The following is a 15642-nucleotide window of genomic DNA, read 5'->3' on the forward strand; positions in this document are numbered from 1 at the left end:
CTATGACATTTCTCTTCAGGTCCGATGCCGAACGCGGTGCAATCTTTGCAGAGGCATTTGCCGAAGCGCTGCCGGATGTCCCTTTCAGCATGGATGAAAATGACGTTGCTCCCGAGGACGTGCGGTACCTGCTGACCTGGGGAATGCCGGACAATCTCGGCCGCTACAGAAACCTGGAAGTCCTGTTTTCCATCGGGGCAGGCGTTGACCAGTTCAATTTCGATCTGGTGCCGGACCATGTGAAAATTGTCCGCATGGTCGAGGACGGCATTGCCCGGATGATGCAGGAATATGTGCTTCTGGCGACATTGGCACTTCACCGCAATCTGCCCGCCTATCTCGACCAGCAAAGACATCGGCTCTGGTCACCCTTGCCGCAGATGCAGGCCGAGGAGCGCCGTGTCGGCGTGCTCGGGCTGGGCGTGCTGGCGCAGGCGGTCATAGAGCGATTGAAGCCGCTCGGCTTTTCGCTTTCGGGCTGGTCTCGCAGCGCTCGCGTGATTGACGGCGTCACCTGCCACCACGGTGCTGATGGTCTCGATGAGATGCTTCGGACAAGTGACATTCTGGTCTGCCTCCTGCCGTTGACGGAGGAGACGCGCGGCTTTCTCAATGCCGACCTTTTTGCAAAGTTGCCTGAAGGGGCCGCCCTCATTCACGCGGGCCGCGGTCCGCAGCTTGACCATGCCGCCCTGACAGACGCACTCGACGACGGCCATCTTTCGGCTGCGATGATCGACGTCACCGATCCGGAGCCGCTGCCTGAGGCGCATCCTTTCTGGTCGCACCCCAGGATCATCCTCACGCCTCATATTGCCAGCGTTACCCAACCAGCCAGTGCTGCGCGGACCGTCATTGAAAACATCAAACGGCACCGCGCCGGTCTCGATCCTGTCGGGCTCGTCGACAGACGTCGTGGCTATTGAAACACCTGAAAGGATCAACATGTCCCTGCTGAAAACCCTCGACCCGAATCCAACCTTTGCTCCCCGTGAATCGCTGCCAGCGCCCGAGAAGTTGATTGCCGGATCGCCATCCTTCAAGACCTGGCCGATGGATGAAGCAAAGGACGGCAAGGTTCTTTCCGGTGTCTGGGAAGCGACACCGGGCGAAACGAAGTCGATCAAGGGCGAGGTTTTCGAATTCTGCCACATCCTCTCCGGCCGCGTCGAAATCACCCCTGAGGGCGGCGAACCGGTCATCTACAAAACCGGCGACAGCTTCGTGATGAAACCCGGCTTTGTCGGCGTCTGGAAGACAATTGAGACAGTGCGCAAATTCTACGTCGTGGTGAACTGACAAGACCGGTGAGGGCGGCAGCTTTTTTCTCTTGGAAGATTTGACTGCCGTTGCCCGCCAAAACGCAAGAAACGCCGACCGCAACAGATGAGCACAGCATTCGTACTCGGACGTTCGGGCCAGGATGCGGACCTCTCAAGGAAGACCTCTCATGAGTCTCAGTTTCGACCCGGACAGCCTGTCTCTGCCCATCGGCCATTTCATTGGCGGTGAACTCGTCCCGGCTTCGGACGGGATCGAGATGCGCCGGCCCTCCGACGCAAAGGCCTATGCCGAGTGTCCCGTTGCAGATGCCGGTCTGGTCGACCGCGCCGTCGAAAATGCCAGGGAAGCGCTCAAGGCCAGCAATTGGGGCGGGGTTCGCCCGCGCGAGCGGACCAAGGCGCTGCAGGCCTGGGCAGACCTGATCGAAGAAGAAGCGGAAACATTGGCGAAGATCGAAGCCCTGTCTTCCACACGGCCTGTTGGCCAGCTTATTGCTGGTGACATTGCCGTGACTGCCGAACAGATCCGCTTCTTTGCCGAATTTGCGGACAAGGAAGGCAGCGATCTGGTGCCGACCGATGATCAGACCTGTGGCATGATCGTGAGTGAACCCTATGGGGTCGTGGGCGCGATCACGCCGTGGAATTTCCCCATCTCCATGGCGGGATGGAAGCTCGGTCCGGCGCTTGCCGCAGGCAATGCGGTGGTCATCAAGCCATCGGAAATGACGCCCTTCTCAACCGTTTACATGGCACAGCTTGCCGTGAAAGCCGGCATTCCGGCAGGTCTTTTCAATGTGGTTCTCGGCGACGGCCCGCTTACCGGCAACGCCCTTACCGGTCATGAGGACATCGCCAAGGTGAGCTTTACCGGTTCGACCCGTGCGGGTTCGGCAATCATGGAAAACATCGCACGCACCGGCATCAAGCCGATGACGCTGGAACTCGGTGGCAAGAGCCCGCAGATCGTGTTTGCCGATGCCGACATCGCGAAAGCCGCGTCGGCAATCGCCGGCAGCGTCATGTTCAACGCCGGCCAGGCCTGCGTCGCGGGCACCCGGCTGATCATTGAAAAATCCGTCGCAGAAGAGCTTGTCGCTGCGATCATTGAGCAAATGAAAACCGCCCGTCCCGGACCTACCTGGGACGAAACAACACAATATTCGCCAATCATCTCCGAACGACAGCGTGCCCGCATCGCCAGCATTGTTGACGCAGCAAAGTCCGCCGGAGGCGAATGTCTCACGGGCGGTGGTCTGATCGCAGGTGAGGGCTATTTCTTCGAGCCAACCTTGATCGGCAATGTCGATCAGACGAACCCCGCCATTGTCGAGGAAATCTTCGGGCCTGTGTTAACGGTCCAGACATTCGAAACCGAGGAAGAAGCCCTGGCGCTTTCTGCGCACCCTGTCTACGGCCTTGCTTCGGGCCTTTTCACCAAAGACCTGTCGCGCACGATCCGCTTTGCCCGCAAGCTTGAAGCGGGCACTGTGTGGGTCAATCGCTATAGCCGTTCGCGCGACCATATCCTGCCGACCGGCGGTTACAAGCGTTCCGGTATCGGCAAGGACCTTGGCCGCGAAGCCTACCAAGCCAACCGCAAGACAAAGAGTGTCCTCATCAGCCTCTAAGGAAAACCATGCAAACCTATTCAATCGCATTGATCCCCGGTGACGGCATCGGAGTCGACGTCATCGACGCTGCCTGGGGAATCCTGAATTCGGTCGCCGAAAGCTCCGGATTTGCGCTCAAGGGCACCGAGTTTCCCTGGTCCTGCTCCTTCTACAAGGAAACAGGGCGGATGATGCCGGAGGACGGTATCGAGACGCTGCGTGGCTTCGACGCCATTCTTCTGGGTGCGGTCGGCTGGCCGAAAGAGGTGCCGGATGCTGTCTCGCTGCACGGCCTGTTGCTGCCCATCCGCAAGGCATTTGTCCAATATGCCAACATCCGCCCCCACCGCCTTCTGCCAGGCGTTCAAGGTCCGTTGAAAGCGGAGGCTTTCGACATTCTCTGTATCCGCGAGAATACCGAAGGCGAGTATTCAGGCGCCGGCGGGCGGGTCCACCAGGGCATGGACAACGAGGTCGCAGTCGAAACCTCGATCTTCACGCGCGCGGGTGTCGAACGCATCATCCGCTTCGGTTTCGAACAGGCAAAAGCCCGTCGTGGCAAGCTCGCCTCTGTCACCAAGTCCAATGCGCAGAAATATTCCATGGTTTTCTGGGACGAGATCACGCAGAAGCTGGCTCCCGAATATCCGGAGGTCGAGGTGACGAGTTATCATGTCGACGCGCTCGCCGCTCGCATGGTCATGGCGCCGGAAAGTCTCGATGTCATCGTCGCCTCGAACCTCTTTGGCGATATTCTGACGGATCTGGGGGCGGCCATTCAAGGCGGCCTCGGTTTTGCCGCCTCGGCCAACATCAATCCCGACCGCGCTGCCCCCTCCATGTTCGAACCTGTCCACGGCTCGGCCCCGGATATTGCCGGTAAAGGCATCGCGAACCCGATGGCGACCATCTGGTCCGGCGCGATGATGCTGGAGCACCTGGGCGAAACCCAGGCGGCCCGGCGCATCATGGAGGCGCTGGCGATCACCACCGGCAAGGGCATCGGCACCACGCCTGGAAAAGATACGACCGCCGCTATCACGAGTGCGGTCAAGAATGCACTGACAACACTGTAAGGATATCTCGATGCTGAACCTCAAGGATAAGAGTCTTTTCAGCCAAGAAGGGCTGATCGGTGCAAACTGGGTTGCAGCCCGCTCCGGAAAGACCGTTGACGTCATCAATCCGGCGACGCAGGAAACGCTGGGCACCGTGCCCGATATGGATGGCGAAGATACACGCGCCGCGATCGAGGCTGCAGAGGCGGCCTGGAAGACATGGAAAGCCAAGACCCATGCCGAGCGCGCCAAGCATCTGGAGGCCTGGCATGACCTGATGATCGAAAATCTCGAGGACCTGGCGCTCATCCTGACAAGCGAGCAGGGCAAGCCGCTGGACGAGGCGCGCGGCGAAATCCGCTATGGAGCGTCCTTCGTCAAATGGTTTGCAGAGGAGGCGCGCCGCGTCAACGGTCACATGATCCCCGCACCGAGCAACGACCGCCGCATACTCGTGCTGAAAGAGCCGGTCGGTGTCTGCGGCATTATCACGCCGTGGAATTTTCCAAATGCAATGATCACTCGCAAGGTTGCCCCTGCACTGGCCGCCGGCTGTACGGTGGTTATCAAGCCTTCGGAATTCACGCCCTATTCGGCGCTGGCGCTTGGGTTACTTGCCGAGCGGGCAGGCATCCCCGCCGGCGTGATCAACATCGTCACCGGCATGCCGACGGACATTGGCAACGAGATCATGGCGAACGAGACGGTGCGCAAGATCTCCTTCACCGGCTCCACGCGGGTCGGCTCACTCCTGATGCGCGGCGCTGCCGACAGCGTCAAGCGCCTGAGCCTTGAACTTGGTGGGAATGCTCCCTTCATCGTCTTCGATGACGCTGATCTTGATCTTGCAATCGAAGGCGCTCTTGCCTCGAAATTCCGCAATGGTGGCCAGACCTGCGTTTGCGCCAACCGCATTCTGGTGCAGTCCGGCGTTTACGACGCGTTTGCCGCCAAGCTGAAGGCGCGCGTCGAAGAAATGAAAGTTGGGGCCGGCACGGAAGCCGGTGTGTCCATCGGGCCGATGATCAATAGCGCGGCGATTGAAAAGATCGAACGTCATGTTGCCGATGCCTTGGAGAAGGGCGGCAAGGTCATTACCCAGACGCCCGAAATGCCGAACGGTCGCCAATACACCGCACCAATCGTTCTGACGGGCGCGACAACCGACATGCAGCTTGCCAGCGAAGAGACCTTCGGGCCTGTGGCGCCGCTCTTCCGCTTTGAGACCGAAGAAGAAGCCATTGCCATTGCCAATGGAACGCCCTTCGGCCTTGCTTCCTATTTCTATACGGAGAACCTGAAGCGTGCCTGGCGCGTCGGCGAGGCGCTGGAGTTTGGCATGGTGGCCCTCAACACCGGTCTCATCTCCATGGAAGTTGCCCCCTTCGGCGGCGTCAAGCAATCCGGCCTTGGCCGCGAGGGCGCTCAAATGGGGATCGAGGAATATCTTGAAACCAAGAGCTTTCACATGGGCGGGCTCGCCTGAGATGGAAAGCGGAGCGGTCTTGAGACCGCTCCATTGTTTTCAAGTGTGAAGTCAAAAAGAAGGAGCTGATTGCGTGCAATCAGCTCCTTTAGTTTGAGCCCTGGGGGAACAGGGAGGGCTTCACTGGAACTTGTCGAGCATCTTGTAATACTGGCCGACCAGTGGCAGGAACCAGGGCTTGCCGAAGTGGCCGGGCACCGCTGGCCAGGGATAGTCGCGCATCGGATTGCGATCAGCGCGGCCAAGGATGGCGTCGGCCACCATCATGCCGAGTTGGGTCGAAAGCTGGGCTCCGTGCCCGGAGTAGCCCATGGCGTACCACAGACCCTCATGGAACCCGGAGCGGGGGTAACGGTCTGCTGTCATATCAACGAGCCCGCCCCAGCAATAGTCGATGTCGATACCTTTGAGCTGCGGAAAGATGCGTTCCATGCTTTCGCGCAGGATCTCGCCGGATGTGGAATCCGAGCGCTGGTCAGAAGTTGCCGAAAATTTCGCGCGTCCACCGAAAATCAGCCGGTTCTCCGGTGAAAGACGCCAGTAGTTGCCGATATTCATCGTGTTGACGCAGGTGCGATTGCCCGGCATCACGGCTGCGGCTTCGCTCTCGGTCAACGGCCGTGTGGCGATCAGGAAACTGCCAACGGCAATGATGCGCCTGCGGAAATAGGAAAAATTCTGTGTCGTGTAAGCGCCCGTCGCCAGGATCACGTCGGCCGCGGTCACCTCGCCGCGGGAGGTGCGGACGGTGTGAATGCCATTGGCTTCGCTGTGATCGCTGACGGCAGCGTCTTCGAAGATGACGGCGCCATGGCGCGCAGCCGCCTCAGCCAGACCCACCACATAGCGGCCCATGTGCATGACGGCGCTCTTCCTTGAGAGCATTGCGCCATGAAATGGTGAGCCAACCTCGCTTTTGAGGTCTTCGGCCGTCAACAGTGCCGTATCCGGGTCGCATTCCTTGTTCAGCGCTTCGAAATTGCGTGCGATCGCTTCGAAATGCTTGGGCTTGGAGGCGAGCTTCAGCTTGCCCGAGCGGCGAAAATCGCAGTCGATACCCTCTTCTGCGATCAAGGCTTCAATGGTGTCGATGGAATCGTCCAGCGCCTTGTAAAGCGCAATGGCGCGCTCCTTGCCAAGTTGAGCCTTCGCGCCGAGATAGCTGTGAGCCAGCCCGTTGTTCAGATGCCCGCCGTTGCGGCCCGATGCTCCGAAGCCGACGCGCTCGCTTTCCAGTACGACGACCTTCGCCCCCGTCTTGGCAAGCTGTCGTGCAGCGGCAAGTCCGGTAAAGCCCGCACCGATGATGGCGACATCATAGTGCCCGCTGACCGGCCCTTTGGCGCCGCCGGTAAAGGCCGGCGCCGTGTCATGCCAATAGGATACGAATTTCATCGTCATCGACTTTCCTACAGGCCGACGACGCCGGGGAGGCCGGAAATGTCGGCGATCTCGGTATAGCCGTAGTAGGGGTTGGCCGGTTCATGACCACGGTTCACCCAGACCTTGTTCTTGATACCAAGATCATGCGCCGACATGAGGTCGTAGCGGAAAGAGGACGAGCAATGCAAAACGTCTTCCGGGCCGCAACCCAGCATGTCGAACATATATTCAAAAGCCTGGAAGCGCGGCTTGTAGGCTTGCGCCTGTTCGGCGGTATAGACCTTATGGAAGGGCGCGCCGAGCTTTTCGACATTGGACATGATCTGCGCGTCCATGGCGTTGGAAAGGATGACCAGCGGAATTTCCTTGGCGACCTTTGCGAGTCCTGCAGGCACATCCGGATGAGGGCCCCAGGTCGGCACGCGCTCATAGATCATCTTCGCGTCTTCATCCCGAAAGGTGACACCGTTGGCCTTGCAGGTCCGCTGCAGAGAATTATGGACCACCTCGGCATAGGGCTTCCAGGCTCCCATGATTTCGTCAAGACGATAGGCCGAGAAATTCTTGATGAATTTCTGCATCGCCTGCTCATCCAGCTGGTCGCTGTAAAGGTCGCGGGCAGCACCGGCCATGTCGAAATGAATCAGGGTGCCGTGACAATCGAAGGTGACATATTTCGGGCGAATGGGGGCCATGAAGTTCTTCCTCTGTCTATGTGTGTCGTTGACATCATCATAAAGTGACGAGACTTCGCTTGGCCGAGCGAATTGGCTGCTCTGGAAGCACAAAGTTTTTAAATTGCCGCCCGGTTTGGCACAGAATTGCACGGCAGCTCTTCAAGGTGCCGGTCGAAATGTCTGTCCGCCGGCCCCTTAAATGCCTTGCCAGCACAATATGCGGGATGCGCGCCGCGGTTTGGCAGAAGATAGTGCGCAGCCCCATGCATTCAGATGAATAGCTTGCCTTTCCTGTCCGAAACTTCTCATCAGGAAAGGATCACTCATGCAGAGCCAAATTGATATTGGTGCTTTCGGGCCTGAGCATATTGATGGTGCACTTGCGCTGACGCGTGCCGAGAACTGGCCGCATCGTCGCGAAGACTGGATGCTCGTGCAGCAGCTAAGCACTGGTGTTGTCGCAACCGATGCGGAAGGCCGTGTCACCGGCACGACGCTTGTGACGCCCTACGGCGACGATTGCGCCACGATCAATATGGTGATCGTCGACAAGTCCATGCGCGGTCTCGGTGTTGGCCGAAAGCTCATGGAAGAGGCGTTTGTTCTGGCTGGGGATCGCCCGCTTCGCCTCATTGCGACGCAGGAGGGCCTGCCGCTTTATGAAAAGCTCGGCTTTGTAGCCACCGGCACGATCCTCCAGTGTCAAGGTCAGGCGCTTTCCTGCGACACCCCGGTGGGCGTTGAAAAAATGGCTGCCGGCGATCTTGAGGCTCTGAAGACGCTCGACCGCGAAGCCTACGGAGCAGACCGGTCGAAGATGATCGATGCGCTGGTGGCGTGCGGCAGCGTTGCGGTGATCCGCAAGGGCAGCACCGTCGAAGCCTATGCTGCGATCCGGCAATTCGGGCGCGGCGACGTGATCGGTCCGGTCATTGCGCCCGATCGTGAGGCGGCCCGCGCGCTTATTGCCTATCACGCCTCCTCGCGCCCCGGGGCGTTCCTTCGTATCGACACGGGAAGCGAAACCGGCCTCGCGCCCTGGCTCGCCGAAATCGGGCTTGCCCATTCCGGCGGGGGCGTGGCGATGCGGCGCCCTCCCAAAGACAATGCAGAACAGGCACGGCGAAAAGTCTACGCGCTGGCCAACCAGGCCCTTGGCTGAAATCAATCTGGAGAAGCATAGTGCTCGCCAATTCCCTGAACGAACTTGATCGTGCCCATCTCATCCACCCTGTCGCGTCCTATCGCGGACACGAACGCCAGGGTGTGCGGGTCTTGAAATCCGCCAACGGGGCAACGGTTACCGATGCCAGCGGCCACCAGCTTATCGACGGCTTCGCGGGGCTGTGGTGCGTCAATGCCGGGTATGGCCATGAAAGTATCGTTGAGGCCGCAACCCGCCAGATGCGGGAGTTGCCTTATGCTACGGGATATTTTGACCTCGGGTCGGAGCCTGCCATCCGGCTGGCATCCGAACTTGCCGAACGTGCACCGGGTGACCTGAACAGGTGTTATTTCACGCTCGGCGGATCGGATGCTGTGGATTCGACCGTTCGCTTTGTCCACTACTACTGGAATGCCAAGGGGCAGCCGCAGCGCGATCAGTTTATCTCGATCCAGCAGGGCTATCACGGTTCATCAACGGTTGGCGCCGGACTGACCGCGCTTCCGGCCTTCCATACCGGCTTTGGCGTTCCCTTCGACTGGCAGCACAAAATCCCGTCGCCTTATCCCTACCGCAACCCTGTCGGAGACGATGCGGCAACAATCACGGCCGCGTCGCTTTCCGACTTGAAGGCCAAGATCGAAGAAATCGGGCCGGACCGTGTTGCCGCATTTTACGCTGAGCCAGTCCAGGGGTCCGGCGGTGTCATTGTGCCGCCCAAAGGCTGGATCAAGGCAATCCGCGACCTTTGCCATGAATACGGCATCCTCTTCATCGCTGACGAGGTCATCACCGGTTTCGGTCGCACCGGGCCGCTTTTTGCCTGCGAGGCGGAAGACGTTGTCCCGGACATGATGACGGTCGCCAAGGGCCTGACCTCCGGTTACGTGCCGATGGGCGCTGTTTTCATGTCGGATGGCGTCTATGACGTGATTGCCGATGGTGCGGGCGAAGCCGCGGTCGGCCACGGCTACACCTACTCTGCGCATCCCGTCAGTGCGGCGGTCGCGCTTGAGGTGCTGAAGCTTTACGAAGGTGGCCTGCTTGAAAATGGCCGTAAAGCGGGTGCCCGGCTGATGGCCGGACTGGAAAGTCTGCGCGATCATCCGCTGGTCGGCGAAGTTCGTGGCCGCGGCATGCTGGCAGGCATCGAACTTGTTACCGACAAGGCTAAAAAGACCCCGCTTCCAGCTGCCGCCATGGCCGCCAGGCGCGTCTTCGACCGGGCATGGGACAATGGCCTTGTCATCCGTGCCTTTCCGCAGGGCGTTCTCGGCTATGCGCCGCCGCTTTGCTGTACCGATGCCGAGATCGACGCAATCATCGAGCGGACCCGCGAAACGCTGGATCAGACGCTCGCCGACCAGGATGTCAGGTCCGTCATGGCTTGAGAGAGGATTCCCGAAATACTGCCGGAGCAACAAAGTTCGCAATTTAATGCTGCCGCGACCGGCAATTACGGAGAATAAGCCAACGCTGGCGTGAAACACTAAAGGTGGGAAAAGGAGTAATCGGCAACTTGGATCAGGGACTGAACGAAGGGAAATATTTTCCTCCTTCAGACTTTGACAGTCGGAACCTTGGGTGATCCCGGGAAGTGAAGGTTCCGAAGAGACAAGTAGCTAACACATTGCCAACACGAAATCCGCAAAGGGTGGCTGTGAAAACCAACCGAGGCTGGAAGGTCCGCAATCAAGACGGCCGCCACCCAAACCGACCGAAGAGGGGAATGTAATGACTGAGAAAATTACCAATTGGACGAAGTCCGACGATGCAAAGGTCGAAGACGCCATCCGTCGCGGTGCGTCGCGCCGTGACCTCCTGAAGTTGATGCTGGCGAGCGGCGTTGCTGTTACAGCTGGTAGCGCGATTTTCGGCCGCGCCTCGAGCGCTGTTGCCGGTACCCCGGTTTCCGGCGGGCATTTCAAGGCCGCAGGTCTGTCGTCCTCAAATGCTGACACACTCGACCCGGCCAAGGCTTCGAACGGCACAGACTATGTGCGCTGCTGCTCCCTCTACAACCGGCTGACCGTCATCGATGGCAGCGGTGTTCCTCAGATGGAACTCGCCGAGAAGCTCGAGTCCAAGGACGCCAAGACCTGGACAGTGTCGCTTCGCAAGGGCGTGACCTACCATGATGGGAAGGCGCTCACCTCCGACGACGTCGTCTTCGCGCTGAACCGCCACCTCGACCCGAGTGTCGGCTCCAAGGTCGCAAAGATCGCCGCACAGTTTGCCGAGATCAAGGCTGTCGACCCGTCGACGGTCGAGATCGTTCTCGAAGCAGCGAACGCCGACCTTCCGTTCATTCTGGCACTGCAGCACTTCATGATCGTTCAGGACGGCACGACCGACTTCTCGAAAGGGATCGGCACCGGTCCGTTCACGCTTGAAACATTCGAGCCAGGCGTGCGCTCGATCATGAAGAAGAACCAGAACTACTGGAAGCCGGGTCTGCCCCATATCGATAGCTTCGAGTTCTTCGCGATCGGTGACGACAACGCCCGCGTCAACGCACTTCTGGCAGGCGATATTCATTTGGCGGCCGCCATCAACCCGCGTTCGACAAAGCTGGTCGAATCCCAAAGCGGCTTTGAATTGTCCAAGTCGACAAACGGCAACTATACGAACCTCAATATCCGCCTCGACATGAACACGCCGGAGTTTGTCACGGGCATGAAATATCTGATCAATCGCGATCAGATCATCAGCTCGGCACTGCGCGGCTATGGAGAAATCGGCAACGATCAGCCAATTTCGCCAGCTAACGTCTACCATAATGCCGATCTCAAGCCGAAGGAGTTCGATCCGGACAAGGCGAAGCATTACTTCGAAAAAGCCGGAGTGCTCGGCCAGTCCATCCCTGTCATCACCTCGGATGCTGCCGGCAATGCTGTCGATATGGCCATGATCGTCCAGGCCGCAGGGGCCGATATCGGTCTTAACCTAGACGTGCAGCGCGTCCCCTCAGACGGCTACTGGAGCAAATACTGGCTCAAGGCTCCGATCCACTTCGGCAACATTGACCCGCGCCCGACGCCGGATATCTTTTTCTCGCTTCTCTATGCGTCCAACGCTCCTTGGAACGAGAGCCAGTACAAGTCGCCGAAGTTCGACAAGATGCTGCTTGAGGCGCGCGGTATGCTCGATCAGACAAAGCGGCACGAGATCTACAACGAAATGCAGACCATGATCTCCGACGACGCTGGTACAATCATTCCTGCCTACATCACCAATGCGGATGCACTTTCCACAAAGGTCAAGGGTCTGTTGACCAACCCTGTCGCAGGCATGATGGGCTACTCGATGGCAGAACATATCTGGCTTGAATCCTGATCTCAGGAGCCATATCCGGAGGGCAACGCCCTCCGGATATGAATGTTGCCAGACTATTGCGCGACAGAACGAATGGCCGCAACACACAGGCGGGCCGGGAGCAATAGGCTCTTCTTTTTGAACATGTTTGATGGGAAAGTGGCTTGGCCGCCGGCATCGGACATTGCGGCTGGAGATCTTCCATGAACTCTGAAATCGGACGCCTGATCCTGAAACGATTGGGCATCGCGATCATCACCCTTGTTATCGTATCATTCGCGGTGTTCTTCACGACGAATATGCTGCCGGGCGACACGGCCACCATATTGCTTGGCCAGGCAGCTACGCCGGAAGCGGTGGCGGGACTGCGTGAAGCGATGCATCTCAACGACCCCGCTATTACGCGCTTCTTCCATTGGGCCTACGGCTTCGTGACTGGCGATCTTGGCAAGTCCTACGCCAACAACATGGAGATATCCACGCTCATCGGGAACCGGTTCCTCAATACCATGGAGCTTGCGGCTATCACCACGGTGATCGCGGTTCCCTTCGCGCTGACGCTTGGCATTACCTCCGCAGTCGCCAGGGGATCGCTTTATGACCGGGTCGTCACCGTTTTGACCATTGGTGTGATTTCCGTGCCTGAGTTCGTGATCGCCTCCACCGCAGTTCTAATCTTTGCCGTCTACTTGCGGTGGCTGCCCGCGATCTCTTTCGTCAATGAAATTCACTCCGTCTCCGACATGTTGAGAATGTACGCGATGCCGGTCGTCACGCTGACCTTCGTGGTCTCGGCACAGATCATTCGCATGACGCGCGCCGCCGTTATCGAGACGCTCGACACACCCTATGTCGAAATGGCGCTCCTGAAGGGGGCGTCGCGTAGCCGGATGGTTCTGCGCCACGCATTGCCGAACGCGCTGGGTCCAATCGTCAATGCGCTTGCACTGTCGCTGTCCTATCTGATCGGCGGCGTCATCATCATCGAAACGATCTTCAACTATCCGGGCATTGCCAAGCTGATGGTGGATGCTGTCGCGACACGTGACCTGCCGTTGATCCAGACCTGCGCGGTGATCTTCTGTGCCGGTTACCTGATCCTGATCACGATTGCCGACATCATCGCCATTGTTTCCAATCCGAGGCTCCGCAAATGAAGCAGACCGCCACAACCATGTCGGCTCACCGTTTCGGCTACACCTTCAGCCCGATTGGCATGATCGCGTTGGCCGTCATCCTGTTCTGGGCGTTCGTGGCCGCCTTCGCGCCACATCTTGTTCCCTATTCGCCCGGCAAGATCGTTGATACCGACTTTTTCGGCCCGATAAACAGCAAATTCTGGCTTGGCTCGGACTATCTGGGGCGAGACATGCTCTCCCGCATCATCATGGGCGCTCGCTACACGCTCGGTGTGTCTCTTGCGGGCGTTCTTATCGCCACAACGAGCGGCGTTGTCCTCGGCATGGCCGCAGCGGTTATCGGTGGATGGTTCGACACATTGCTCAGCCGTTTCATGGACGCGATGCTGTCGATCCCCAGCAAGCTCTTCGGTCTGGTTGTGGTTGCTGCGGTCGGGTCTTCCTTGCCGGCGCTCATCCTGACGCTTGCATTTATCTACACACCGGGCTCTTTCCGCTTTGCCCGGGCGCTCGCGGTCAATGTCAACACCATGGACTTTGTCGCGGTCGCTCGCATTCGCGGAGAAAGCACCCTCTATCTCGTCTGTGCGGAAATCCTGCCCAATATCATTCGCCCGGTGCTCGCGGATTTCGGAATCCGCTTTGTCTTCATCGTGCTGCTGCTCTCCGGCCTGTCCTTCCTCGGACTTGGCGTGCAGCCGCCGCTGGCGGACTGGGGTGCCCTCGTGCATGAGAATATCCAGAGCCTCTCTTATGCCTCGGCAGCCGTGATCGCACCTTCGTTGGCCATTGCCAGCCTGACCATCAGCGTCAATCTGCTGATCGACAATCTGCCGCGTAAAATCCGGGATCGGAGTGCCTGAACATGACCAATCTCGTAGAAATCAGAAATCTTCATGTTGAAGCGACAACGGACGCCGGACGCCGGATCGAGATCATCAAGGGTGTCGATCTGGATATCGCCAAGGGCGAGATCGTCGCGCTGATCGGGGAAAGCGGATCAGGCAAGACGACCATCGCACTTTCGCTGATGGGCTATGCCAGACGCGGCTGCGAGATCACCAAAGGGTCGTTGCTGGTCGACGGCAAGGACATGGCCCGGCTTTCGGAAAAACAGCGCCAGCAGGTGCGCGGTACCGAGGTCGCCTACGTGCCGCAAAGTGCGGCTGCTGCCTTCAATCCATCGGCAACAATCATGGATCAGGTGTTCGAGGTAACCCGGATTCACAAACTCATGCCACCGGCCCAGGCACGCCTTCGCGCAATTGAACTGTTCCGCGCACTGTCCCTGCCGGATGCCGAAAACATCGGTAACCGCTACCCCCATCAGGTGTCGGGGGGACAGTTGCAGCGCCTTGCCGCCGCCATGGCACTGATCGGGGATCCGAAGTTGATGATCTTCGATGAGCCGACCACTGCGCTTGATGTGACGACACAGATCGACGTTCTCAAGGCTTTTAAGTCGGTCATGCAGCAGGGCGGCATTGCCGGTGTCTATGTTTCGCATGATCTGGCCGTTGTTGCCCAGATCGCTGACCGGATCGTCGTCTTGAAAGACGGCGAGGTCCAGGAAACCGGCACAACACAAGATATCCTGCAGGCACCGAAACATCCTTATACCCGGGAACTTCTGGCTGCATTCGAGCCCAGACATTTCGAGTTTTCCGGGCGAAAAGAGGCTGCAGCGACACCGCTCCTGCGTATTGAAGATGTGACATCCGGTTACGGTCAGATTCAAGCGGACGGATTGCCGCTTATCCGGGCCGTTCGATCCGTGAGCTTTGAGCTCGAAAAGGGCAGAAACCTAGGCATCATCGGCGAATCCGGCTGCGGCAAGTCGACCTTGGCGAGAACGATCTCCGGCATGCTGCCCGCCAGCGCCGGGCGGGTCCTCTTCGACGGGCAGGAAATGCCCCCGGCATCAAAAAACCGTACCCGGGATCAGTTGCAGCACATGCAGATTGTCTTCCAGTCTGCAGATACCGCGCTCAATCCGGCCAAGCCGATCGAAGATATTCTGGGGCGGCCGCTGACCTTCTACCACGGCATGAGCGCTCAAGACCGCAGCAAGCGGGTTGATGAACTTCTCGATATGGTCCACCTGCCGAGAAACCTGCGTTACAGGCATCCGGCTGAACTGTCTGGCGGGCAGAAGCAACGTGTCAACTTTGCTCGTGCCCTGGCCGCGGAGCCGAAACTGATCATTTGCGACGAGATCACCTCGGCACTCGACACGGTCGTCGCGACCGCCATTATCGAGTTGCTCAAGGAGCTGCAGCGCGAACTCGATCTGTCTTATATTTTCATCAGTCACGATCTTTCGGTCGTCGAGGCCATCTGTGACGAGATCGTGGTCATGTATCACGGGGAAAAGGTGGAGCAGTTGACGCGGGAAGGCATCAAGGCCCCCAAGCATCCCTATTCGAAACTGCTCTTCTCCTCCGTGCCGAAGCTTGATCCGGCGTGGCTGGACAATCTGGTTCTGGAACCGGAACTGGTGCGGCAATATGTTGGCTGATCAAA

The 15642-nt window shown here is 58.8% G+C and carries 13 protein-coding genes; 11 read left to right on the forward strand and 2 right to left on the reverse strand.

Annotated features, from left to right (window positions below):
* Positions 1-2 precede the first annotated feature (2 nt).
* The 5 genes from V1T76_RS26125 to V1T76_RS26145 all read left to right on the forward strand — a co-directional run bounded on the left by V1T76_RS26125 (position 3) and on the right by V1T76_RS26145 (position 5440).
* On the forward strand, positions 3-926 hold the full coding sequence (locus V1T76_RS26125) for a 2-hydroxyacid dehydrogenase (RefSeq protein WP_330563612.1): 924 nt from the start codon (positions 3-5) through the stop codon (positions 924-926).
* A gap of 19 nt (positions 927-945) precedes the next feature.
* A complete protein-coding gene (locus V1T76_RS26130; protein WP_330563613.1) occupies positions 946-1299 on the forward strand; it encodes a cupin domain-containing protein in 354 nt (117 codons plus the stop codon).
* A gap of 151 nt (positions 1300-1450) precedes the next feature.
* Positions 1451-2914 (forward strand): aldehyde dehydrogenase family protein, encoded by a 1464-nt coding sequence (locus V1T76_RS26135; protein WP_330563614.1) that lies wholly within the window; start codon positions 1451-1453, stop codon positions 2912-2914.
* A gap of 8 nt (positions 2915-2922) precedes the next feature.
* Entirely contained in the window at positions 2923-3972 is a 1050-nt protein-coding gene (locus V1T76_RS26140) for a tartrate dehydrogenase (RefSeq protein WP_330563615.1), read from the forward strand.
* Between the two features lie 10 nt (positions 3973-3982).
* Positions 3983-5440, forward strand: coding sequence for an NAD-dependent succinate-semialdehyde dehydrogenase (locus tag V1T76_RS26145; RefSeq protein ID WP_330563616.1), 1458 nt, complete (start codon positions 3983-3985; stop codon positions 5438-5440).
* Between the two features lie 120 nt (positions 5441-5560).
* Here the strand turns inward: V1T76_RS26145 and V1T76_RS26150 are convergent, their stop codons facing one another.
* A complete protein-coding gene (locus tag V1T76_RS26150; RefSeq protein WP_330563667.1) occupies positions 5561-6835 on the reverse strand; it encodes an NAD(P)/FAD-dependent oxidoreductase in 1275 nt (424 codons plus the stop codon).
* A 14-nt stretch (positions 6836-6849) separates the two neighbouring features.
* Positions 6850-7518, reverse strand: a complete 669-nt coding sequence (locus V1T76_RS26155) for a haloacid dehalogenase type II (protein ID WP_330563617.1) — start codon at positions 7516-7518, stop codon at positions 6850-6852.
* 307 nt (positions 7519-7825) lie between these two features.
* Here V1T76_RS26155 and V1T76_RS26160 point away from each other — a divergent pair, with 307 nt between their 5' ends.
* From V1T76_RS26160 to V1T76_RS26185, 6 genes are all read left to right on the forward strand, one after another.
* Complete coding sequence (locus V1T76_RS26160) at positions 7826-8662, forward strand: GNAT family N-acetyltransferase (protein WP_330563618.1); 837 nt, start codon at positions 7826-7828, stop codon at positions 8660-8662.
* Positions 8663-8682: 20 nt separating this feature from the next.
* On the forward strand, positions 8683-10056 hold the full coding sequence (locus V1T76_RS26165; RefSeq protein WP_330563619.1) for an aspartate aminotransferase family protein: 1374 nt from the start codon (positions 8683-8685) through the stop codon (positions 10054-10056).
* Between the two features lie 343 nt (positions 10057-10399).
* Positions 10400-12001 carry an ABC transporter substrate-binding protein gene (locus V1T76_RS26170; protein WP_330563620.1) on the forward strand — a complete coding sequence of 534 codons (1602 nt, stop codon included), beginning with the start codon at positions 10400-10402 and terminating at the stop codon, positions 11999-12001.
* Positions 12002-12183: 182 nt separating this feature from the next.
* Entirely contained in the window at positions 12184-13137 is a 954-nt protein-coding gene (locus tag V1T76_RS26175; protein ID WP_330563621.1) for an ABC transporter permease, read from the forward strand.
* Entirely contained in the window at positions 13134-13982 is an 849-nt protein-coding gene (locus V1T76_RS26180) for an ABC transporter permease (protein WP_330563622.1), read from the forward strand. The genes V1T76_RS26175 and V1T76_RS26180 overlap by 4 nt, the downstream gene beginning before the upstream one ends.
* A 2-nt stretch (positions 13983-13984) precedes the next feature.
* Positions 13985-15637 (forward strand): ABC transporter ATP-binding protein, encoded by a 1653-nt coding sequence (locus V1T76_RS26185; RefSeq protein WP_330563623.1) that lies wholly within the window; start codon positions 13985-13987, stop codon positions 15635-15637.
* Positions 15638-15642: the final 5 nt, after the last annotated feature.

The organism is Roseibium sp. FZY0029, from assembly GCF_036350355.1.
In the GTDB taxonomy this organism is placed as follows: domain Bacteria; phylum Pseudomonadota; class Alphaproteobacteria; order Rhizobiales; family Stappiaceae; genus Roseibium.